The organism is Streptomyces sp. RPA4-2 (assembly GCF_012273515.2).
GTDB lineage: Bacteria > Actinomycetota > Actinomycetes > Streptomycetales > Streptomycetaceae > Streptomyces > Streptomyces kaempferi.
Genome location: NZ_CP050975.2, coordinates 7,303,872 through 7,324,513, shown reverse-complemented (window position 1 = coordinate 7,324,513; position 20,642 = coordinate 7,303,872). Strand labels below are relative to the sequence as shown.

Below are 20,642 nucleotides of genomic sequence, written 5' to 3'. Positions count from 1 at the left end.
GTGCCGCGGCGGCCGGCGTTCAACCGTGGAGGCGAACGCCGGCCGTGGCACTAGTCGTTGCCGCCGAACGCCGCGTCGAAAGAGGCCGACGGCGGCTCGAAGTCGTACGTCTTGAGGCGGGTCAGGGCCTCGGGTGCGCCCTGGAGCCGGTCCATTCCGGCGTCCTCCCACTCGACCGAGACGGGACCCTTGTAGTCGATGGAGCGCAGCATGCGGAAGACGTCCTCCCAGGGCACGTCGCCATGGCCCGCGGAGACGAAGTCCCAGCCGCGCCGCGGGTCACCCCAGGGCAGGTGCGATCCGAGGCGGCCGTTGCGTCCGTCGAGCCGTTTGCGGGCTTCCTTGCAGTCGACGTGGTAGATGCGGTCGCGGAAGTCGTAGAGGAAGCCGACCGGGTCGAGGTCCTGCCACACGAAGTGCGAGGGGTCGAAGTTCAGCCCGAACGCAGGCCGGTGGCCGACCGCTTTCAGGGCCTCGTGGGTGGTCCAGTAGTCGTAGGCGATCTCGCTGGGGTGGACCTCGTGCGCGAACCGCACGCCCTGCGCGTCGAAGACGTCCAGGATCGGGTTCCAGCGTGTCGCGAAGTCCTCGTAGCCGCGGGCGATCATCGACTCGGGTGCGGGCGGGAACATGGCGACCAGGTGCCAGATGGCCGAGCCGGTGAAGCCGATGACGGTGTCGACCCCGAGGGCCGCGGCGGCGCGCGCGGTGTCGGCGATCTCGGCGGCGGCCCGCTGCCGTACGCCCTCGGGTTCGCCGTCGCCCCAGATGCGGGCGGGCAGGATGGCCCGGTGGCGTTCGTCGATGATGGCGTCGCAGACGGCCTGGCCGACCAGGTGGTTGGAGATCGCCCAGCACTTGAGGCCGTACTTGTCGAGGAGTGCGTGCCGGGACTCGACGTAGGCGGGGTCCGCGAGCGCCTTGTCGACCTCGAAGTGGTCGCCCCAGCAAGCGAGTTCGAGTCCGTCGTAGCCGAAGTCGCGGGCGAGCCGGCAGACCTCCTCGAGCGGCAGGTCGGCCCACTGGCCGGTGAAGAGCGTGAAGGTGCGCGGCATGGCTAGAGGTCTCCTCGAACCGCTGGGGAGGTGGCTGTCACGGGTGTGGCGGCCACGGGGGTGTAGACGGAGTTCTTCTCGGCGCTCTCCTCGACCGCCGCGAGTACCCGCTGTACCTGCAGGCCGTCGGCGAAGGACGGCACGGGCCGCCGGGCCGCCGCTACGGCCTGCACCAGGTCGTGGGCCTGGTGGGTGAAGGTGTGTTCGTAGCCGAGGCCGTGGCCCGGTGGCCACCAGGCCTCCAGATAGGGGTGGTCGGGTTCGGTGACGAGGATGCGGCGGAAGCCCGCGTGGGTGCCGGGCTCGGTGTGGTCGTGATACGAGAGTTCGTTGAGCCGCTCCAGGTCGAAGGCCAACGAGCCGCGCTCGCCGTTGAGTTCGATGCGCAGGGCGTTCTTGCGCCCGGTGGCGAACCGGGACGCCTCGAAGGAGGCGAGGGCCCCGGAGGCGAAGCGGCCGGTGAAGAGGGCGGCGTCGTCGACGGTCACGGTGCCGAGGCCGGTCGCGTCCGGCACGGCGGACAGACCGCTCGACGCGGCCGCGGGGAGCGGCCGCTGCCGCACGAAGGTCTCGGTCAGCGCGGAGACCCCGACGACCGGTTCGCCCGCCAGGTACTGGGCGAGGTCGACGATGTGCGCCCCGAGGTCGCCGAGCGCGCCCGATCCCGCGCGTTCCCTGCGCAGTCGCCAGGTGAGCGGGAACTCCGGGTCCACCAGCCAGTCCTGAAGGTAGGTCACCCGTACGTGCCGCAGGGTGCCCAGCCGCCCTTCGGCGACCATGGTCCGGGCCAGCGAGGTCGCGGGCAGCCGGCGGTAGTTGAAGCCCACCATGGCCACCTGGCCGCGGGCGGCGGCGGCCTCGGCGGCCTCCGCCATCGCCTCCGCCTCCTCGACCGTGTTGGCGAGCGGCTTCTCGCACAGCACGTGCTTGCCGGCGGCCAGGGCGGCGAGCGCGATCTCGGCGTGGCTGTCGCCGGGGGTGCAGATGTCGACGAGGTCGACGTCGTCCCGGGCGATCAGCGCACGCCAGTCGGTCTCGGCCGCCGCCCAGCCGTGCCGGTCGGCCATGGCGCGGACGGCTTCCGCGTCACGGCCGCAGACGGCGGCGAGGACCGGGCGGCGCGGCAGGTCGAAGACGCGGCCCACGGTGCGCCAGCCCTGGGAGTGGGCGGCGCCCATGAACGCGTACCCGACCATGCCCACGCCAAGCACCGGCTTGTCCGCCTCCCGCACCCCGGACCCCCGTACCGGGGTGCTTCCTGCCGACGTCTCCCGCACCGCGATCTCCGCCGGTGCCGCCTCCCTCACGGCCGCCGCCTCCCGCACGGCGGCGTCCCCCGCGGGTGCCGCCGCCCCGGTCTCATCCACTCGTGCCGCCTCCGCCCCGGCCGGCTCGCCCTGGTGCGGCTGTCCCATACGGATGTCCTCCTCGTCGTCGTGAGTCGTCGTGAGTCGTCGTGAGTCGTCGTGACGCTGTGGCGGCTGTGGGCGTGGCGGATCACTTGAAGCCGGTGGACATGTACTGGCCGACGTTGTCCTTGTCGACGACGGCGGAGTAGAGCGTGATCGAGGCCGGGATCTCGAACTCGGCGAGGCCGCCCACCCCCTTGCCCTGACCGAGGGCGCGGGCCAGGTCGATCGCGGACGCCGCCATGGTCGGCGGATACAGGACGGTGGCCTTCAGGACACTGTTGCCGGCCTCGATGGCCTGGAAGGCGGAGAGCGCGCCCGCGCCGCCCACCATCAGGAAGTCGTCACGGCCGGCCTGCTCGATCGCGCGCAGCGCGCCCACGCCCTGGTCGTCGTCGTGGTTCCACAGGGCGTCGAACTTCGGCTGGGCCTGGAGGAGCTGGGACATCTTGGCCTGACCGGACTCGACGGTGAACTCGGCGGCCTGGCGGGCCACCTTCTTGATGTTCGGGTAGTTCTTCAGAGCCGCGTCGAAGCCCTCGGTGCGCTGTTTGGTCAGCTCCAGGTTGTCGAGACCGGCCAGCTCGATGACCCGGGCGCCCTGCTTGTCCTTGAGCTGCTCGCCGATGTAGCGACCGGCGCTGAGGCCCATGCCGTAGTTGTCACCGCCGATCCAGCAGCGGTACGCCTGCGGGGAGTTGAAGATCCGGTCGAGGTTGACGACGGGGATTCCGGCGCGCATCGCCTTCAGTCCGACCTGCGTGAGCGCCTTGCCGTCGGCGGGCAGCACCACCAGCACGTCGACCTTCTTGTTGATCAGTGTCTCGATCTGGCCGATCTGCGCCGCGGTGTCGTTGGAGCCCTCGGTGATCTCCAGGGTGACGTCCGAGTACTTCTTCGCGCGGCTCTTGGCGTTGTCGTTGATCGCGTTGAGCCAGCCGTGGTCGGCCTGCGGGCCCGCGAAGCCGATGGTGACGTGCTTGCCGGGCTTGTCGTCGGCGGCCGGCCGGTCGTTCGAGGCCGGCTTCTCGTCCTTGGTGTCGTTGGAGGTGCAGCCGGTCAGGAGGGCGCCGGCCGAGACGGCGGCGGTCCCGAGGAGCATTCCTCGGCGGCTGGTGACGTGCGTGGGTGCTGGCATGGCGGTGAACCCTTCCCGTGTCAGGTCGTGCTTGCGGTGCGCCGCTGGACCAGGACCGCGGCGACGATGATCGCGCCCTTGGCGATCTGCTGGACGTCGCTCTGCAGGTTGTTCAGCGCGAAGATGTTGGTGATCGTGGTGAAGATCAGTACGCCGAGCACGGAGCCGGTGATGGTGCCGCGGCCCCCGCTGAGCAGCGTGCCGCCGATGATCGCGGCCGCGATGGCGTCGAGTTCGTACAGGTTGCCGTTGGTGTTCTGGCCCGAGCCGGACAGGATGACCAGCAGGAAGGCCGCTATGCCGCAGCACAGTCCGGAGAGCAGGTAGAGATACAGCCGCTGTCGTCGTACGTCGATGCCGGCGAGCCGGGCCGCCTCCGCGTTGCCGCCCACGGCGACCGTGCGGCGGCCGAAGGTGGTGCGGTTGAGGATCAGCCAGCCGATGACCGTGACGACGGCGAAGACCAGTACCAGCGGGGGAACGCCCAGCACGTACGCGTCGCGTTCGCCGAGCTTCAGGACCCCGTCCACGCTGACGATCTGGGTCCTGCCGTCGGTGATCTGGAGCGCGAGGCCGCGGGCCGAGGCGAGCATGGCGAGCGTCGCGATGAACGGCACCATGCCGCCGTACGCGATGAGCAGGCCGTTGACCAGGCCACAGCCCACACCGACCAGCACCGCGGTGAAGAGGATGCCCGCGAAGCCGTACTCCTGGGTGGCGACCGTGGTCGCCCACACCGAGGAGAGCGCGACGATGGCGCCGACCGACAGGTCGATGCCGCCTGAGGTGATCACGAAGGTCATGCCGACGGTGACCACGCCGATCACCGACGCCTGGGTGAGGACGAGTTGGAGGTTGCGGGTGTCGAGGAACTCGTCGGGCTTGGTGATGCCGCCGATCACGATCAGGGCGACGAGCACGCCGAGGAGCGAGAGGGTGCGCACGTCGGCGCGGGCACCGAGCGTGCGCCAGGCGGGGAGTTCGCCCATCGGTGGCACCTTGCCGGTGCTGCCCCGGGGCGGGGACACGGGCTGCGTCATGATGCCGGACTTCCTTCCATGACGAGGTCGAGGACACGGTGTTCGTCGAGCTCCCGGGCGGGGGCGGTGTGCACGACCCGGCCCTCGCGCAGCACCAGCACACGGTCGGCGAGTCCCAGCACCTCGGGCACTTCGCTCGACACCAGCAGGACGGCCAGGCCCTCCTCGGCGAGGCGGCGGATGACCGCGTACAGCTCGGCGCGGGCGCCGACGTCGACACCTCGGGTCGGCTCGTCCAGCAGCAGTACCCGGCAGCCGCGCAGCAGCCAGCGCGCCAGGACCGCCTTCTGCTGGTTGCCGCCGGACAGTGTGCGGACCGGAACCGACGGGCTGTCCGGGCGCAGCGACAGTTCACGGGTCGCCGCCCGCGCCGCTCCCCGTTCCGCGCCCCGGTCGATCCAGCCCCCGCGGGCGAAGCGGGACATGGAGGACACGGAGACGTTGCGGGTGACGGACTCCAGCATCAGCAGGGCCTGTGCCTTGCGCTCCTCGGGGGCGAGTCCGAGTCCGGCGCGGACGGCGGCGCGGACGCTGCCGGGCCGCAACGGCCGTCCGTCCATGTGGACCTGGCCGGCGGTCGGTCTGCGCGCGCCGTAGATCGTCTCCAGGATCTCGGAGCGTCCGGAGCCGACGAGCCCGGCCAGGCCGACGATCTCGCCGGGGCGCAGATCGAGGTCCAGCGGGGCGAACTCCCCCGCGCGGGCCAGCCCACGGACCCGCAGGACGGGCTCGGCGGTGGACTCCCGGGTGGGCCGGTCGGGGAAGACGTACTCCACGTTGCGCCCCGTCATCAGCGCGACGATCTCGCGGGTCGGGGTGGACTTCGCGGGGAGTCCGCCGGCGACCGCCCGCCCGTCCTTGAGGACGGTCACGCGGTCGCCGATGCGGCGGATCTCCTCCAGCCGGTGCGAGATGTAGACGACGGCGACGCCGTCCGCGGTGAGGCCCGTGACGATGCGGAAGAGGTTGTCGACCTCGTCGGGGTCGAGGGCCGCGGACGGCTCGTCCATGACGATGAGGCGCACCTCGTGGGACAGCGCCCGTGCCATGGAGACGATCTGCCGCTGGGCGGCGGAGAGTTCACCGACGAGCCTGGCCGGATCGATCTCGGGGTGTCCGAGCCGTTCGAGGAGTGCGGCCGTCGACGCGCGCGCCGCCTTTCCCCGTACGACGAAGCCTGCCGAGGTGGGTTCGTGTCCGAGGTGGACGTTCTCGGCCACCGACAGCCCCTCCACCAGGTCGAGTTCCTGGTAGATGGTGGCGATGCCGAGGCGCATGGCCGCGATCGGCGAGCGGAGGGCGACGGGTGCGCCGCGCCAGCCGATCGTCCCGTCGTCGGGCTGGTGCGCGCCGGCCAGAACCTTGATGAGGGTGGACTTCCCGGCTCCGTTCTGGCCGAGCAGACAGTGGACCTCGCCGGCCTGTACATCCAGGTCGACGCCGTCGAGGGCGCGGACGCCGGGGAACGACTTGGTGATGCCGGACATGGTGAGCAGCGGTGGTTCTGGTGCCATGACGGTTCCCCTTGGCGGGCGTGCGGGCCGGTTTCAGGGCAGGGCGGAGCAGCGCGGAGAGCAGGACTTGGCTGGGGAGAGCAGAACAGAGCGGAGCAGCGACGGCGGAACACGTGGCACGGATGCGGGTACAGCTACGGCTACGGCTACGGCTACGGGTGGGGGTACGGCTACGGGTGGGGGTACGGCTGCGGGTGCGGTTACGCGGGCGAGAAGAGGTGATCGCTGATGAGCCGTGCCGCGCCGATGACTCCGGCGGCAGGGCCCAACTCCCCGAGGACGATGGGCAGGTTGCCTGTCGCGAGCGGGAGCGACTGACGGTAGACCTGGGTGCGGATCGCGGCGAGCAGGGTGTGGCCGAGGCCCGTCACCCCGCCGCCGATCACCACCAGGCCCGGATTGAAGAAGCTGACGAGAGCGGCGAGGACCTGGCCGGTGCGGTTGCCGCCCTCACGGATCAGGTCGAGGGCGGTGGCGTCGCCGGCCGCGGCCGCGGCGGCGACGTCGACGGCGGTGAGAGCGCCCGCCGCGTCCAGCCGGGCGGCGAGTTCCGCCGAGAGTCCCTGCTGAGCGGCGTCCGTGGCGTCCCGGGCGAGTGCGGCACCGCTGAAGTGGGCCTCCAGGCAGCCGCGGTTCCCGCAGGCGCACGGGCGCCCGTCCGGCACCGCCTGGATGTGCCCGATGTCGCCGGCGCTGCCCGTCGTCCCGCGGTAGACCTCTCCGCCGACGACGATGCCGCAGCCGATACCGGTACCGATCTTGACGCAGAGGAAGTCGCCCACGGAGCGTGCGACGCCCGCGTGCTGCTCCCCCATCGCCATCAGGTTCACGTCGTTGTCGACCATGACGGGGCAGCCGAGATCCTGGCTGAGCGCCTCGCGGACCGGGAAGCCGTCCCAGCCCGGCATGATCGGCGGTGCGACCGGGACGCCCTCGGGGAAGCGGACCGGACCCGGGACGCCGATCCCGGCGCCGTCGAATCCCTCCGCGAGCCCGGAGGACCTCAGCTTGGCCGCCATGGCGAGCACCTGCTCGAACACCGCGACCGGGCCCTCACGGACGTCCATGGGCTGGTTGAGGTGCCCGAGCACTTCCAGTTCGGCGTTGGTGACCGCGACGTCGATCGAGGTCGCCCCGATGTCGACGCCGAGGAAGCGCAGCGCCGGGGCGAGCCGGATGTTGTGGGAGCGGCGGCCACCGCGGGATGCGGCGAGTCCGTCGGCGACGACGAGCCCGGTCTCCAGGAGCCGTTCCACCTCGACGGCCAGTTTCGACCGGGAGAGGTCGACCTGGTCACCGAGTTGGGCACGGGAGTTGGGACCGCCGTCTCGCAACAGGCGCAGCAGCCGCGCCTGGTGCGCGTTCGCGGGTCGAGCCGTCATACGTCTCACGAGCCCCTCCCCGCCTCGATCGGCCTGTGTCCAACGGGATTTGGCCACATCGCCGTGGCTTGCTTTCGAGGGGAACGTAGCAGTGGCTGCCGGGTGTGGGAAGAAGTCGCGCAGAGATTGCCGTCAACTTTCGCCACTGAGAGGACAAAGAGCGGGACGTGCGGGACCAGGGCGTGTTGCGAAAGTCCCGTCTGCTTCGCGACGCCTGGCACGCCCCAGGCGCTGGTCCCGGTGGGCGTCGGCGTTCAGAACCGGTGTGAGGGGTCCGGCTACTTCTCGCGCTCGTGGTACGTCTTGCGCGTGTGCTCGGTGTGTTCGCGCATGACCTGGGTGGCGCGGGGCTCGTCGCGGTCGGCGATGGCCGCGATGAGGTCGCGGTGCTCGATCCAGGACTGTCCGCCGCGCTGCCGGGCGACCGGCGTGTAGTACCAGCGCACCCGGCGGTCGACCTGGGCGGCCAGTTCGGCGAGGACCGCGTTCCCGGCCAGCTCCATGACCTTCGCGTGGAAGCGGGCGTTGATCGCGACCGCGCCGTCCACGTCGTCGGCGGCGACCGCACGCTCCCCCTCGGCGCACAGCTCCTCCAGGGCGGTGATGCCGGCGGAGCCCGTGTTGGCGGCGGCGAGCCGCGCGGCCTCCGCCTCCAGGAGCGTACGGACCGTGAGGAGCTGGTCGGCCTCCTCCTCCGTCGGCTCGTGCACGAACGCGCCCTGGGCGGGCCGCAGATCGACCCACCCCTCCGTGTTCAGCCGCTGCAACGCCTCGCGTACGGGCTGCCGGGAGACGCCGAGGTGTCCGGCGAGTTCGCTCTCGACCAGGTGCTGGCCGGGCTGGAGGGCGCGTGTCGTGATGAGTTCGAGCAGTGCCTCGTAGACACGGTCACGCAGCGGGCCGGGCCGCTCCAGCCTGGGCACCGCCCCCTGCGGCAGTCCTGTCGACAACATCGCGGTCCCCCTCCTGGGCAGCGGTGGCACAGCGGCCGGAACGTCCCCTTCTCGGAGACATCTCCTTCTCGGAGACATGTCCCGCTCGGAGACACGCCCCGCTCGGAGACATCTCCGCCTCGGAGGAGATTCCGTCGCCGGAACGTGTCCGTCGCCGGACGCCGCGGTCACCGGTGAGCCAGATTCTTCGGAAAGCCAGTATCAATTGTCTTTCGTCTACAGTCTACGGCGCACAAAAGCCAGGGGTCGGTGCGGTCGAGCGCGTCACATCGGTCCCGCGCCGCAGGTCACGGGGTTCAGGGACAGCGGACGACCTGGCCCGCGTAGGACAGGTTGCCGCCGAAGCCGAAGAGGAGCACGGGGTCGCCCGTGCCGATCTCACCGCGTTCGACGAGCTTCGAGAAGGCGAGCGGGATGCTGGCGGCGGAGGTGTTCCCGGAGTCCACGACATCGCGCGCGACCACCGCGTTCACGGCGCCGATCTTCTGCGCGAGGGGTTCGATGATGCGCAGGTTCGCCTGGTGAAGGACGACTCCGGCGAGTTCCTCGGGCGTGAGGCCGGCCCGCTCGCAGGCCTGCCGGGCGATCGCCGGGAGCCGGGTCGTCGCCCAGCGGTAGACGCTCTGGCCCTCCTGCGCGAAGCGCGCCGGGGTGCCCTCGATGCGTACGGCGTGCCCCATCTCGGGCACCGAGCCCCACAGCACCGGCCCGATCCCCGGCTCGTCGCCCGGCGCCGCGGCCTCGACCACGGCGGCTCCCGCGCCGTCCCCGACCAGGACGCAGGTCGTGCGGTCGGTCCAGTCCGTCACATCCGACATCTTGTCCGCGCCGATGACCAGGGCCCGGGTCGCCGCCCCCGCGCGCACGGCGTGGTCGGCCGTGGCGAGCGCGTGGGTGAAGCCCGCGCAGACCACGTTGACGTCCATCGCCGCGGGAGACGGGATGCCCAGGCGGTGCGCGACCCGGGCGGCCATGTTCGGGGAGCGGTCGACGGCCGTCGAGGTGGCGACCAGCACGAGGTCGATGTCGGCGGGGGCCAGTCCGGCGGCGGCGAGCGCCTTGGCGGCGGCGTGCCCGGCCAGCTCGTCGACGGGTTCGTCGGGTCCGGCGATGTGGCGCGTACGGATGCCCACCCGGCTCATGATCCACTCGTCACTGGTGTCGACCAGGCCCGCCAGGTCCTCGTTGGTGAGAACCTTGGCGGGCTGGTAGTGGCCGACGGCCGCGATGCGTGAGCCGTTCATGGGGGGTCTCCCTCGTTGCCTTGGGTAGCGAGATCCTCCAGTCTGATCAGTGACCCATGGGTACGACGTCAGGTGATGCCACAGGAAAGCGACGCCAGGCTTGTCGGCTTCTGTCAGACCCTCGGACGCGCGAGCACGGTCCGCACAGACGCCCGGGTCTCACGCCGTGAACAGCTGTTTGACCTTGAGAACGAGCTCGTAGAGGCCGTAACAGAGCGGTGCGCCCACCCAGAGCCAGGAGAAGGCGATCAGGGGACGCCGGTCAGGCGGACTGCTGGGACTGGACGGAGTCGTCATCGGCTGCCTCCCTCGGTGCGGGGATGTGGTGGCGGACGTGGACCGGGCGGATCAGCTCGTTGGCGACGAAGCCGACGACCAGCAGCCCGATCATGATCAGGAACGAGGTGTCGTAGAGCGCGGCGCCGTGCTTGCCCGCGTCCTTCTGCCGGTCCGCTATCCAGTTGACGATCAGCGGGCCGAGGACACCGGCCGTGGACCAGGCGGTGAGCAGCCGGCCGTGGATCGCTCCGACCTGGTAGGTGCCGAAGAGGTCCTTGAGGTACGCGGGGACGGTCGCGAAGCCACCCCCGTAGAAGGAGAGGATCACCAGCGCGCAGATGATGAACAGGGGCTTGGAGGAGTCCCCGAACTGCGAGATCAGCAGGTACATCAGCGCGCCCACGCCGAGGTAGACGCGGTAGATGTTCTTGCGCCCGATCAGGTCGGACGTGGAGGACCAGCCGATCCGGCCCGCCATGTTCGCGGCGGAGAGCAGCGCCACGAAGCCCGCGGCGGCCGACACCGACACCGGGGTGGAGGTGTCCGCGAAGAAGTCGGTGATCATGGGGGCGGCCTTCTCCAGGATGCCGATGCCCGCGGTCACGTTCATGCACAGCACGAGCCACAGGCACCAGAACTGCGGGGTGCGCACGGCGTTCTTCGCCGAGACCTGTACCCCGTCGAGGGGACCGGGGCGGGCCTCGACCGGCTTCTCGCTGCGCGGCACCCGCACCAGCAGCACGCCGAGTGTCATGAAGACGGCGTACGACAGCCCGTGCACGAGGAAGGCGAGGGCGATGCCGGAGGAGTCGGAGCCGAAGGACTTCAGCATCTGCGCGGACCACGGCGAGGCGATCAGCGCGCCGCCGCCGAAGCCCATGATCGCGATGCCGGTGGCCATGCCCGGCCGTTCCGGGAACCACTTGATCAGGGTCGAGACGGGTGAGATGTAGCCGATGCCCAGGCCGATCCCACCGACGAAGCCGTAACCGAACACGATCAGCCAGTACTGCTCGGTGGCGGCGCCGAGCGAGGCGATCAGGAAGCCGGTGGAGAAGCAGACCAGGGCTACGGTCATCGCCCAGCGCGGTCCGTTGCGCTCCACCAGGGTGCCGCCGAACGCGGCGGACAGCCCGAGCATGACGATGGCGAGCTGGAAGGGCAGCGCGCTCTGGGTGCCGCTGAGGCCGAGCGCGGATTCGAGCGGTGGCTTGAAGACGCTCCAGGCGTACGCCTGGCCGATGGAGAGGTGGACCGACAGGGCGGCGGGCGGGACGAGCCAGCGGCTCCAGCCGGGTGGCGCGACAGGGGGACTCATGATCCCGGACGATAGGAAGCGGTTGTCCGGTTGGGAAGCCGTCCGGCATCAACTCGTCGACCGTATGCGGTGAACGGTATCCATCGTGCGACGAACGGTCGTTCGGGAGCGCGCGGCGGCCGGAACCGGACCATCAGGGCGCCCGGGGTGCGGGCCGTACGGCCGTCACGACGGGCCACGCTCCTCGGTCACGCTCATGTCCTGGGTGCCGACGACGGAGAGCAGCCGGAGCGCGTCGTGGGAGGAGCTGCCGCGTTCGGCGGTGAGGCAGACGAGGAACTGGTCGCGTTGGGGAACGGCGAGGGTGTCGCAGTTGAGCTGCAGCGTGCCGACCAAGGGGTGGTGCATGGTCTTTCGGTGATGGGCGCCGCTTTCGACGTGATGGTGGTCCCACAACTCGGCGAACTCGGCGCTGTGCTCGCGCAGTGTGGTGACCATGGTGGCGATCCGCGGGTCGTCGGGGTAACGGCCCGCGGCGGCGCGCAACTGGCCGACCGCCAGCCTGCCGAACTCCTCCGCACCGGTCATGCCGTAGTGCCGGCCGGCGGGATCGGGGTGGAGGAAATGGCGGTGGATGAGATTGCGCCGGGCCGGGGGCACGGCGGAGAAGTCCTCGAAGAGCGCGGTGGCCAGCGGGTTCCAAGCGATGACGTCGTAGCGGGCGTTGACGACCAGCGCCGCGATCTCGGTCATGTGCTCCAGCAGGTTCAGAACCGTCTCCGGCACGTCCGAGCGCGGCCCGGCCGGCGGCTCCGGGGCGACGCCGGCGAGTGCGAAGAGGTGGACGCGTTCGTCCGTGCCGAGGCGCAGGGCGCGGGCCAGTTCGCTCAGGACCCGTCGGGAGGGGCTGGACCCGCGAGCCTGTTCCAGGCGCGCGTAGTACTCGACGGAGATGTGCGCGAGCCGGGCCACCTCCTCGCGGCGCAGCCCGGGTGTGCGTCGGGACGTGCCGGCCGGCAGGCCGACGTGCTGGGGTTGCAGCCGCTCCCGCATGCTGCGCAGGAAGTCGGCCAGCTCGGTGCGGTCCATGTCACCCAGTATTGCCTTCGCCGCGGACGGTGCCAGGTACACACTGGGCGTGGATGATCCGGACGTCGGCGACCGCGCGGGCCGCGTCCGCTCCGCCGCGCGCCCCGGGGAGGGCCCGCACACCGGCGCGCTTCGCGAGCACGAGCGCGGCGGCGTGGCCGGTCACGGCATCGGCGTGAGCACGGTTGGTGTCAGCCCGCGGTGAGGGCGTCCTTGTGGGCGGTCAGCCAGTCCCGGAAGCTCCGCAGTCCGGGGTGCAGGTCGCGGACGAGCCTCAGGTCGCGGGCGCCGGTGAAGGCGTCGGCCGCCTCGGTGTAGTACTGGAACATGTTGCCTATCTCCGCGGCGGCGGGAATGCCCAGTGCGCGGAACCGGTCGTGGGTGAGCGGCCGGTAGGCCACCGGCTCGCCGTACAGCTCGGCGAACGCCGCGGCCAGCTGCTTGCCCGTCAGATGCTCACCGGCGATGGCGACCGTCTCCCCGACGAACTCCTCGCCCCGGGCGAAGATCCCCAGTGCGACCGCGCCGATGTCCTCGACGGCGATCCCGGCCAGCGCGCTGTCGCCCATCGGCAGACTCAGTACCAGGTGGCCGGAGTCGTCGCGGCTGGGGGCGAAGCCCTGCAGGAACGCCTCCCAGTAGAAGGTGGTGCGCAGCAACGTCGTCGGCACGCCGAGGTCGACGAAGAACCGGTCCGCCTCGGCCTTGGCGTCGAAGTGCGGGACGGTGTAGGACCCTTCGAGTACGGGCACCCGTGTGTCGGTGACCGGGAGGTGGGCGCGGGTGTCCTCCAGCGTCGACCAGATGACATGCCGCAGTCCGGCGTCCTTCGCGGCCCGCGCCGCGTTGTCGGCCTGGGCCAGCTCCGTCTCCGCTGACATGCCCTCCCAGTAGTTCGTCACCACGTACGCGCCGTACGCGCCGTCGAACGCCTGGCGCACGCTCGCCCTGTCGCCGAGGTCGGCCTCGACCACCTCGGCGCCGAGTTCGGCCAGTGCGCGCGCCTTGTCCGACCCCGCGCCGCGGGTGATCGCGCGGACCGTGAACGGTCCGTCCTGTTCGGCCAGGATGGCGCGCGCCAGTCCGCCGCCCTGGGCACCTGTCGCCCCGACCACCGCGATGATCTTCTTCTCGGACACTTTCGATCACTCCGAATCGTGTGGATGCGGCGGGAGCTTCCGCCCCGCCAGGGCTCGATTCTCGCGAGGCCCCCAGGGCCCCAACCAGGCACGGATTGGGCGAGGTTCATCGCCGGCCTGTCGGTGCGCGGCGCACGGCGGGCATGGTGCCGGCACCGTCCACGGGCACCTGGCCGACGGCCGGGGGCGGCCTCGGCATGCCGGTCGACAGTGGGGCGGCAGAGGCAGGTTCACCCGGGTTGCCCGACAGAACCGATGGGGTCGCGGCGCGTCACCGTCCCAGTGAGCCGAGGCGTGCCGACTCGTCGTCCGAGAGGCGCAGGTTCCCCGCAGCCATGTTCTGTTCGAGGTGGTCCGGGTCGCCGGTGCCCGGGATCGCCAGCACGTGCGGCCCCTGCCGCAGGGTCCAGGCCAGCCGGATCTGCGCGACGGACACCTCGTGCGCGCGGGCGACGGCGTACACCGTCTCGCTGTCACGGGCGGCCGGACCCGCCTCGCGTCCGGAACCGGCGATCGCGAAGAACGGGACGAAGGCGACGCCGAGTTCACCGCAGTGCCGCAGGAGGGACCTGTCCTCGCTCGGCGCACCGATCCCGTAGGGGTTCTGCACGCACACGACCGGAGCGATGGCCCGGGCCTCGGCCAGTTGCCGGGACGTGACGTGGGAGACACCGAGGTGGCGGATCATTCCGGCCTCGCGCAGTTCGGCCAGCGCGCCGAAGTGCTCGCCGATCGAGCCGTCGCGCCGGCTCGGCGGTACGCGCAGGTTCACCACGTCCAGGTGGTCGCGGCCGAGTTGGCGCAGGTTCTCCTCGACCTGGCCGCGCAACTGCGCCGGCGTGGCCCACCACCAGGCGCCCGAGGGATCGCGGGCCGGCCAGACCTTGGTGGCGATGACCAGGTCCTCCGGGTACGGCGCCAGCGCCCGGTTGATCAGCTCGTTGGCGGAGCGCGTCGCCGAGAAGTAGAACGCGGCGGTGTCGATGTGGTTCACACCGAGCTCGACCGCCCGCCGGAGCACGCCGATCGACCGCTCGCGGTCGCGCGGCACGCCGCCGTCGAAGGGCGCGGTCCCGGTCAGGCGCATCGCGCCGAACCCGACACGGTTGACGGTGAGGTCACCGAGTCGCCACGTACGCGTGGATGCGGGGGCGTTCGTTCGTGCGCTCATGACATGGATCTCCTCCTGCGGGGCCGGACATTCGGAACCGCCGTGGTCGGCGCAGGCCGTTCGGCCCGGTCGGCGGGGCTGCCACCGCCTTCGCAGCGGGTCGGCCCGTGGCGGCACTTGCCGCCGGTGCGGGCCGGTCCCGGGCATGAAAAAAGCCTTCCGGCGGATCGCGGTCCGCGCCGAGAAGGCTTTGGTGACGGCCGGAATTCTAGCGGGACGTCCGGGACTTCCACCAGCGGGGCATCGGAGCGGGGCCGCTGTCCACGAGGTCACGGCCGCTCCGGGTGCTGCGCGAAGCCTTGCCGCCCCAAGTTCCATACTGTAGACAATATTTCGTCGACAGAGTTCGGCAGTTCCTCGGTACCCTCGACCGAACGGAGCGAGCCACAGTGAAAGTCGCCGTTCTCGGCGCCGGTGCGATCGGCGCCTATGTCGGGGCCGCGCTGCACCGCGCAGGCGCCGATGTGCATCTCATCGCCCGTGGACCGCATCTGGCGGCCATGAGGCGGCACGGAGTCCAGGTACACAGCCCGCGCGGCGACTTCACCGCGCGCGCCCACGCCACCGACGACCCGGCCGAGGTCGGGCCCGTCGACTACGTCTTCCTCGGTCTGAAAGCCAACTCGTACGCGGCGTGCGGGCCGCTGATCGAGCCCCTGCTGCACCGGGACACGGCGGTGATCGCCGCGCAGAACGGCATCCCCTGGTGGTACTTCCACCGGCACGGCGGCCCGCACGACGGCCACCGTGTGCAGAGCGTGGACCCCGGCGGCGCGGTCAGCGCGGTGCTCGCGCCCGAACGGGCCGTCGGATGCGTGGTGTACGCGGCGACGGAACTGGAAGGACCCGGAGTCGTCCGCCACCTGGAGGGCACCCGGTTCTCCATCGGCGAGCCCGACCGCTCGCTCTCCGCCCGCTGCCGGACGTTCAGCGAGGCCATGCGGGCGGGCGGGCTCAAGTGCCCCGTCGAGCCGGACCTGCGCAACGACATCTGGCTCAAGCTGCTCGGCAACATCTCCTTCAACCCCATCAGCGCGCTCTCCCGGGCGACCATGCGGCAGATGTGCCTGCACGGCGGGACCCGCGAGGTCATCGAGATCATGATGGCGGAGACCCTCGCCGTCGCCGAGGCCCTCGGCTGCGAGGTCGGCGTCTCCATCGAACGCCGGCTGGCCGGCGCCGAACGCGTCGGCGACCACCGCACCTCCACCCTGCAGGACCTGGAACGCGGCAAGCCGCTCGAACTCGACGTGCTGCTCGCGGCCGTCGTGGAACTGGCGGAGATCACCGCGGTCCCGGTCCCCACCCTCCGTACCGTGCACGCCCTTTCGGATCTGCTCGCATCGAGGACCGCCGCATGAGGAAGAAACGCGACCCGAGGATCTACACACGGCTCACGCATCCGCTGGTGCGGGACAGCCGCGACGAACCCTTCCGGCAGGCCGGCTGGGACGAGGCCCTGAGCCGCGCGGCCGCGGGGCTGCGAGCCGCGCGCGGCGCGTTCGGCCTGTTCTCCTGCGCCCGCGCGACCAACGAGATGAACTACGTGGCCCAGAAGTTCGCGCGGGTCGTCATGGGCACCAACAACGTCGACTCCTGCAACCGCACCTGTCACGCCCCGAGCGTCGCCGGTCTCTCGGCCGCCTTCGGCTCGGGCGGCGGGACCTCCTCGTACGCGGAGGTCGAGGAGACCGACCTCGTGGTGATGTGGGGCTCCAACGCCCGCTTCGCGCACCCCATCTTCTTCCAGCACGTGCTGAAGGGGATCAGGAACGGCGCCCGGATGTACGCGGTCGACCCGCGCCGCACGTCGACGGCCGAGTGGGCGGAGGGCTGGCTCGGTCTGAACGTCGGCACCGACATCCCGATGGCGCACGCGATCGGCCGCGAGATCATCCACGCGGGCCTCGCCAACCACGCCTTCGTCCGACGGGCGACCAGCGGGTTCGAGCAGTACGAGCGGCTCGTCGAACCCTGGACGCTGTCCCTCGCGGAGAAGGTCACGGGCGTACCGGCCTCCGCGATCAGGGAGTTGGCCCACGCGTACGCCCGCGCCGAACGCGTCCAGCTGTGCTGGACACTCGGCATCACCGAGCACCACAACGGCACCGACAACGTCCGCGCGTTGATCAACCTGTCCCTGCTGACGGGTCACGTGGGCCGCCACGGCTCCGGGCTGCAACCGTTGCGCGGCCAGAACAACGTCCAGGGCGGTGGCGACATGGGCGCCATCCCCAACCGGCTCCCCGGCTTCCAGGACATCCTCGACCCCGACGCGCGGACGAAGTTCGAGTCCGCCTGGGACACCGTCATCGAGCCGCACTACGGGCTGAACCTGACGGAGATGTTCGAGGCGATGGAGGAGGGCACTCTCAAGGCGGTCTACTGCATCGGCGAGAACCCGGCGCAGTCGGAGGCCGACAGCGAGCAGGCCGTCCGCCGGCTTCGCGCCCTCGACTTCCTCGTCGTCCAGGACATCTTCCTCACCAGGACGGCCGAACTCGCCGACGTGGTGCTGCCCGCGACCGCCGGGTGGGCGGAGACCGAGGGCACCACCACCAACAGCGAACGGCGCGTCCAGCGGGTGCGCGCGGCGGTGACCCCGCCCGGCGAGGCCCGGGAGGACATCGACATCCTCCGCGACCTCGCCGCGCGCCTCGGACACGAGTGGAGGTACGCCGACTCCGAGGCCGTCTGGAACGAACTGCGCTCGCTCTCCCCGGACCACTACGGGATGACGTACGCACGCCTGGAGGAGGAGCAGGGCATCCAGTGGCCCTGCCCGGACCCCACCCGTCTCGAACCGACCTATCTGCACGGCCGGTTGTGGGCAGACGACCCCGCCATGCGCGGCCGGCGCGCGCCCTTCGGGCTCGTCCGGCACGACCCTCCGGTGGACCTGACGGACGAGACCTACCCGATCCGGCTCACCACCGGGCGGCGGCTCGACTCCTACAACACCGGTGTGCAGAGCGGCGGTTTCGCTTCCCCGCTGCGGCGCGGCGAGTACGTCGAGCTGTGTCCGGAGGACGCGGAGCGCTACGGGGTCGTGGTGGGCGAGGAGGTCAGGGTCTCCTCACGCCGGGGCTCCGTCCTGGCACCCGTGTGGGTCGACACCGCGCTGCGCCCCGGGCTGGCGTTCATGACGATGCACTTTCCCGACGACGTGGACACCAACCGGCTGACGATCGAGGCGAACTGTCCGATCGCCGGGACGGCGGAGTTCAAGGCGTCGGCGATCCGGATCGACAAGCTGCCGGTCGCGACCGTGAGGAGCTGAGGCGGGACATGGATCTGCACTTCGGTGACAGCAAGCCGACGGACGAGGAGCGGGCGGCCGTCGACGCGCTGCTCGGTCCTCCGGAGTCCTCGTGGGAGGGCGCCGACCGGTCCGACGCCGACCTCAGGTGGGCGCGCGGTGGCCGCGAGGCCCGCGCGCGCCGGGACCTGCTGCTGCCGGGGCTGCACGCCGTCAACGACCGGGTCGGCTGGATCAGCGAGGGCGCGCTCGGTTATCTGTGCCGCCGGCTGACCGTACCGCCGGCGGAGGCGTACGGTGTCGCGACCTTCTACGCGATGTTCTCGCTGAAGCCGCGCCCGGCGACCGTGCTCCACGTCTGCACGGACCTGGCGTGCATGGCGGCGGGGGCCCAGCAGCTGTGCGAGGGGGTCGAGTCCCGGCTCGGCCCCGGCAGCGGGGTGACCGTGCAGCGCGGCCCCTGCCTCGGCCTGTGCGAGCGGGCCCCGGCCGCGCTCGCGGTCAGGGCGGGCGATCCGGTGCGGACGGCCGTGGCGGCGCCCGCCACCGTCGAGCGGGCCGTGCTGACGGCGAGCGCGCCCGGCTCGGCGGCCGAGGAACCGCCCGCGGAGAGGGCCCTCCCACAGGCCGGCGACCCCTCCCTCATACTGCTGGGCCGCGTCGGCGTGGCCGACCCCGCCGACCTGGACGACTACCGGGCGCACGGCGGGTACACCGCGCTGCGGCGGGCCTTCGCGCTCGGCCCCGCCGGGGTCATCCGCGAGGTCACCGACGCGGGCCTGGTCGGGCGGGGCGGGGCCGCCTTCCCCACCGGCCGCAAATGGCGGGCCACGGCGTCCGCGCCCGACACACCCCACTATCTCGTGTGCAACGCCGACGAGTCCGAGCCGGGCACCTTCAAGGACCGGGTGGTCATGGAGGGCGACCCGTACGCGCTCGTCGAGGCGATGACGGTCGCGGCCTACGCGGTCGGCGCACACCGGGGCTATCTGTATCTGCGGGGCGAGTACCCGCGCGCCCTGCGCCGCATGGAGCACGCCATCGGCCAGGCACGTGCGCGGGGGCTGCTCGGTGACGACGTCCTCGGGCAGGGGTACGCCTTCGACATCGAGATCCGGCGTGGCGCGGGCGCGTACATCTGCGGCGAGGAGACCGCCCTGTTCAACTCGATCGAGGGCCACCGGGGCGAGCCGCGTTCCAAGCCGCCCTTCCCCGTGGAGAAGGGCCTGTTCGGCAGGCCCACCGCCGAGAACAACGTCGAGACGCTCGTGAACGTCCTGCCGGTCCTCACCATGGGCGCCGAGGCGTACGCGGCGATCGGCACCCCAGGCTCCACCGGCCCGAAGCTGTACTGCGTGTCGGGGAGCGTGGAGCGGCCCGGCGTCTACGAACTGCCCTTCGGGGCGACGCTGGGAGAGCTGCTTGAGCTGGCGGGCGTACGGGAGGGTCTGCGGGCGGTGCTGCTCGGCGGCGCGGCGGGCGGCTTCGTACGGCCCGACGAACTGGACGTCCCGCTCACCTTCGAGGGCACCCGGGAGGCGGGCACGACCCTCGGCTCGGGCGTGGTCATGGCCTTCGACGACTCGGTCCCCCTCCCGCGCCTGCTGCTGCGGATCGCCGCGTTCTTCCGTGACGAGTCGTGCGGGCAGTGCGTGCCCTGCCGGGTCGGGACCGTGCGCCAGGAGGAGGCGCTGCACCGGATCGCCGAGCGCACCGGCGCGGCCGCGGGGGACGACATCGCCCTGTTGAGAGAGGTCGGCCGCGCGATGCGGGACGCCTCGATCTGCGGTCTGGGACAGACCGCGTGGAACGCCGTGGAATCCGCGATCGACCGTCTGGGGGCGTACGAATGACCGCGATACCGCTCGGGACTCCCCGCCGGCTGCTCGAGTTCACCCTTGACGGTGAACCGGTGCGCGCGCCGGAGGGATCGACGATCCTCGACGCCTGCCGTTCCGCGGGCAAGGACGTCCCCACCCTGTGCCAGGGCGACACGCTGACCCCGAAGAACGCCTGCCGGCTCTGTGTCGTCGAGGTCGAGGGCGCCCGCACCCTCGCTCCGGCCTGCTCGCGCGGGGCGGAGGAGGGCATGCGGGTGCGGACGGACACCGAGCGCGTCCGCCACAGCCGCCGGATCGTCCTCGAACTGCTCGCCTCCTCGGTGGACCTCTCGACCACTCCCGGGGTGGCGGGGTGGATCGAGGAGTACGGGGCCGAGCCGGACCGGTACGGCCCCGACGCCGCCCGCGTCGAGGAGGAACCCCGGATCGACAACACCCTGTACGTGCGCGACTACGCCAAGTGCGTCCTCTGCTACAAGTGCGTGGACGCCTGTGGCGACCAGTGGCAGAACACCTTCGCGATCTCGGTCTCCGGACGCGGCTTCGACGCCCGGATCGCCGTGGAGCACGACGCCCCGCTGACCGACTCGGCGTGCGTGTACTGCGGGAACTGCATCGAGGTGTGCCCGACGGGCGCGCTCTCCTTCAGGTCGGAGTTCGACATGCGGGAGGCGGGTACGTGGGACGAGTCGGCGCAGACCGCGACGACCACGGTGTGCGCCTACTGCGGTGTGGGCTGCAACCTCACGCTGCACGTGCAGGACAATGAGATCGTCAAGGTCACCTCTCCGCACGACAACCCGGTGACCCACGGCAATCTCTGCATCAAGGGCCGCTTCGGCTACCAGCACGTACAGAACCGGGACTGATC

General features: G+C 71.3%; 18 protein-coding genes. 5 read left to right on the top strand and 13 right to left on the bottom strand.

The features are described from left to right. Nucleotides 1-50: 50 nt before the first annotated feature. The 11 genes from HEP85_RS31990 to HEP85_RS31940 all read right to left on the bottom strand — a co-directional run bounded on the left by HEP85_RS31990 (nt 51) and on the right by HEP85_RS31940 (nt 12,361). A complete protein-coding gene (locus HEP85_RS31990) occupies nt 51-1,055 on the bottom strand; it encodes a sugar phosphate isomerase/epimerase (RefSeq protein ID WP_168530985.1) in 1,005 nt (334 codons plus the stop codon). A gap of 2 nt (nt 1,056-1,057) precedes the next feature. Then, nucleotides 1,058-2,470 (bottom strand): Gfo/Idh/MocA family protein, encoded by a 1,413-nt coding sequence (locus HEP85_RS31985; RefSeq protein ID WP_248002144.1) that lies wholly within the window; start codon nt 2,468-2,470, stop codon nt 1,058-1,060. An 82-nt stretch (nt 2,471-2,552) separates the two neighbouring features. Beyond that, a complete protein-coding gene (locus HEP85_RS31980) occupies nt 2,553-3,602 on the bottom strand; it encodes a substrate-binding domain-containing protein (protein ID WP_168530984.1) in 1,050 nt (349 codons plus the stop codon). A gap of 20 nt (nt 3,603-3,622) precedes the next feature. Further along, nucleotides 3,623-4,642 carry an ABC transporter permease gene (locus HEP85_RS31975; protein ID WP_168530983.1) on the bottom strand — a complete coding sequence of 340 codons (1,020 nt, stop codon included), beginning with the start codon at nt 4,640-4,642 and terminating at the stop codon, nt 3,623-3,625. Continuing rightward, nucleotides 4,639-6,156, bottom strand: a complete 1,518-nt coding sequence (locus HEP85_RS31970; protein WP_329527839.1) for a sugar ABC transporter ATP-binding protein — start codon at nt 6,154-6,156, stop codon at nt 4,639-4,641. The genes HEP85_RS31975 and HEP85_RS31970 overlap by 4 nt, the downstream gene beginning before the upstream one ends. A gap of 200 nt (nt 6,157-6,356) precedes the next feature. Further along, nucleotides 6,357-7,538 carry an ROK family transcriptional regulator gene (locus HEP85_RS31965; RefSeq protein ID WP_329291574.1) on the bottom strand — a complete coding sequence of 394 codons (1,182 nt, stop codon included), beginning with the start codon at nt 7,536-7,538 and terminating at the stop codon, nt 6,357-6,359. 278 nt (nt 7,539-7,816) lie between these two features. Then, the gene (locus HEP85_RS31960; RefSeq protein WP_168530982.1) at nt 7,817-8,491 is read right to left on the bottom strand and encodes a GntR family transcriptional regulator; all 675 of its coding nucleotides are present in this window, start codon (nt 8,489-8,491) and stop codon (nt 7,817-7,819) included. Between the two features lie 296 nt (nt 8,492-8,787). Then, entirely contained in the window at nt 8,788-9,735 is a 948-nt protein-coding gene (locus HEP85_RS31955; RefSeq protein ID WP_168530981.1) for a beta-ketoacyl-ACP synthase III, read from the bottom strand. A gap of 159 nt (nt 9,736-9,894) precedes the next feature. After that, nucleotides 9,895-10,032, bottom strand: coding sequence for a hypothetical protein (locus HEP85_RS31950; protein ID WP_168530980.1), 138 nt, complete (start codon nt 10,030-10,032; stop codon nt 9,895-9,897). Continuing rightward, nucleotides 9,998-11,332 carry an OFA family MFS transporter gene (locus tag HEP85_RS31945; protein WP_168530979.1) on the bottom strand — a complete coding sequence of 445 codons (1,335 nt, stop codon included), beginning with the start codon at nt 11,330-11,332 and terminating at the stop codon, nt 9,998-10,000. The genes HEP85_RS31950 and HEP85_RS31945 overlap by 35 nt, the downstream gene beginning before the upstream one ends. Before the next feature lie 165 nt (nt 11,333-11,497). Continuing rightward, nucleotides 11,498-12,361 (bottom strand): helix-turn-helix transcriptional regulator, encoded by an 864-nt coding sequence (locus HEP85_RS31940; protein WP_369657926.1) that lies wholly within the window; start codon nt 12,359-12,361, stop codon nt 11,498-11,500. Here HEP85_RS31940 and HEP85_RS31935 point away from each other — a divergent pair. Further along, nucleotides 12,360-12,566, top strand: a complete 207-nt coding sequence (locus HEP85_RS31935) for a hypothetical protein (RefSeq protein WP_168530977.1) — start codon at nt 12,360-12,362, stop codon at nt 12,564-12,566. The two genes, HEP85_RS31940 and HEP85_RS31935, sit on opposite strands and share 2 nt — an antisense overlap. On the opposite strand, the gene HEP85_RS31930 is transcribed toward HEP85_RS31935, so the two are convergent. Next, nucleotides 12,553-13,500, bottom strand: a complete 948-nt coding sequence (locus HEP85_RS31930; RefSeq protein ID WP_168530976.1) for an NmrA/HSCARG family protein — start codon at nt 13,498-13,500, stop codon at nt 12,553-12,555. The two genes, HEP85_RS31935 and HEP85_RS31930, sit on opposite strands and share 14 nt — an antisense overlap. A 271-nt stretch (nt 13,501-13,771) precedes the next feature. Next, entirely contained in the window at nt 13,772-14,671 is a 900-nt protein-coding gene (locus tag HEP85_RS31925; protein ID WP_168530975.1) for an aldo/keto reductase, read from the bottom strand. Between the two features lie 389 nt (nt 14,672-15,060). On the opposite strand from HEP85_RS31925, the gene HEP85_RS31920 reads away from it, so the two are divergent. From HEP85_RS31920 to HEP85_RS31905, 4 genes are read left to right on the top strand one after another with little or no spacing between them, the layout of a single operon-like run. Then, complete coding sequence (locus HEP85_RS31920; RefSeq protein WP_168530974.1) at nt 15,061-16,032, top strand: 2-dehydropantoate 2-reductase; 972 nt, start codon at nt 15,061-15,063, stop codon at nt 16,030-16,032. After that, entirely contained in the window at nt 16,029-17,951 is a 1,923-nt protein-coding gene (locus HEP85_RS31915; RefSeq protein ID WP_168530973.1) for a molybdopterin oxidoreductase family protein, read from the top strand. The genes HEP85_RS31920 and HEP85_RS31915 overlap by 4 nt, the downstream gene beginning before the upstream one ends. Nucleotides 17,952-17,959: 8 nt before the next feature. Then, the gene (locus HEP85_RS31910; RefSeq protein WP_329291557.1) at nt 17,960-19,783 is read left to right on the top strand and encodes an NAD(P)H-dependent oxidoreductase subunit E; all 1,824 of its coding nucleotides are present in this window, start codon (nt 17,960-17,962) and stop codon (nt 19,781-19,783) included. Then, nucleotides 19,780-20,640, top strand: a complete 861-nt coding sequence (locus tag HEP85_RS31905) for a 2Fe-2S iron-sulfur cluster-binding protein (protein WP_168530971.1) — start codon at nt 19,780-19,782, stop codon at nt 20,638-20,640. The genes HEP85_RS31910 and HEP85_RS31905 overlap by 4 nt, the downstream gene beginning before the upstream one ends. Nucleotides 20,641-20,642 lie beyond the last annotated feature (2 nt).

Bases quoted from the DNA above. Each gene is read 5' to 3' on its own strand.
- HEP85_RS31990 (WP_168530985.1), bottom strand. From the start codon at position 1,055: ATGCCGCGCACCTTCACGCTCTTCACCGGCCAGTGGGCCGACCTGCCG.
- HEP85_RS31985 (WP_248002144.1), bottom strand. From the start codon at position 2,470: ATGGGACAGCCGCACCAGGGCGAGCCGGCCGGGGCGGAGGCGGCACGA.
- HEP85_RS31980 (WP_168530984.1), bottom strand. From the start codon at position 3,602: ATGCCAGCACCCACGCACGTCACCAGCCGCCGAGGAATGCTCCTCGGG.
- HEP85_RS31975 (WP_168530983.1), bottom strand. From the start codon at position 4,642: ATGACGCAGCCCGTGTCCCCGCCCCGGGGCAGCACCGGCAAGGTGCCA.
- HEP85_RS31970 (WP_329527839.1), bottom strand. From the start codon at position 6,156: ATGGCACCAGAACCACCGCTGCTCACCATGTCCGGCATCACCAAGTCG.
- HEP85_RS31965 (WP_329291574.1), bottom strand. From the start codon at position 7,538: ATGACGGCTCGACCCGCGAACGCGCACCAGGCGCGGCTGCTGCGCCTG.
- HEP85_RS31960 (WP_168530982.1), bottom strand. From the start codon at position 8,491: ATGTTGTCGACAGGACTGCCGCAGGGGGCGGTGCCCAGGCTGGAGCGG.
- HEP85_RS31955 (WP_168530981.1), bottom strand. From the start codon at position 9,735: ATGAACGGCTCACGCATCGCGGCCGTCGGCCACTACCAGCCCGCCAAG.
- HEP85_RS31950 (WP_168530980.1), bottom strand. From the start codon at position 10,032: ATGACGACTCCGTCCAGTCCCAGCAGTCCGCCTGACCGGCGTCCCCTG.
- HEP85_RS31945 (WP_168530979.1), bottom strand. From the start codon at position 11,332: ATGAGTCCCCCTGTCGCGCCACCCGGCTGGAGCCGCTGGCTCGTCCCG.
- HEP85_RS31935 (WP_168530977.1), top strand. From the start codon at position 12,360: ATGTCACCCAGTATTGCCTTCGCCGCGGACGGTGCCAGGTACACACTG.
- HEP85_RS31940 (WP_369657926.1), bottom strand. From the start codon at position 12,361: ATGGACCGCACCGAGCTGGCCGACTTCCTGCGCAGCATGCGGGAGCGG.
- HEP85_RS31925 (WP_168530975.1), bottom strand. From the start codon at position 14,671: ATGAGCGCACGAACGAACGCCCCCGCATCCACGCGTACGTGGCGACTC.
- HEP85_RS31915 (WP_168530973.1), top strand. From the start codon at position 16,029: ATGAGGAAGAAACGCGACCCGAGGATCTACACACGGCTCACGCATCCG.
- HEP85_RS31910 (WP_329291557.1), top strand. From the start codon at position 17,960: ATGGATCTGCACTTCGGTGACAGCAAGCCGACGGACGAGGAGCGGGCG.
- HEP85_RS31905 (WP_168530971.1), top strand. From the start codon at position 19,780: ATGACCGCGATACCGCTCGGGACTCCCCGCCGGCTGCTCGAGTTCACC.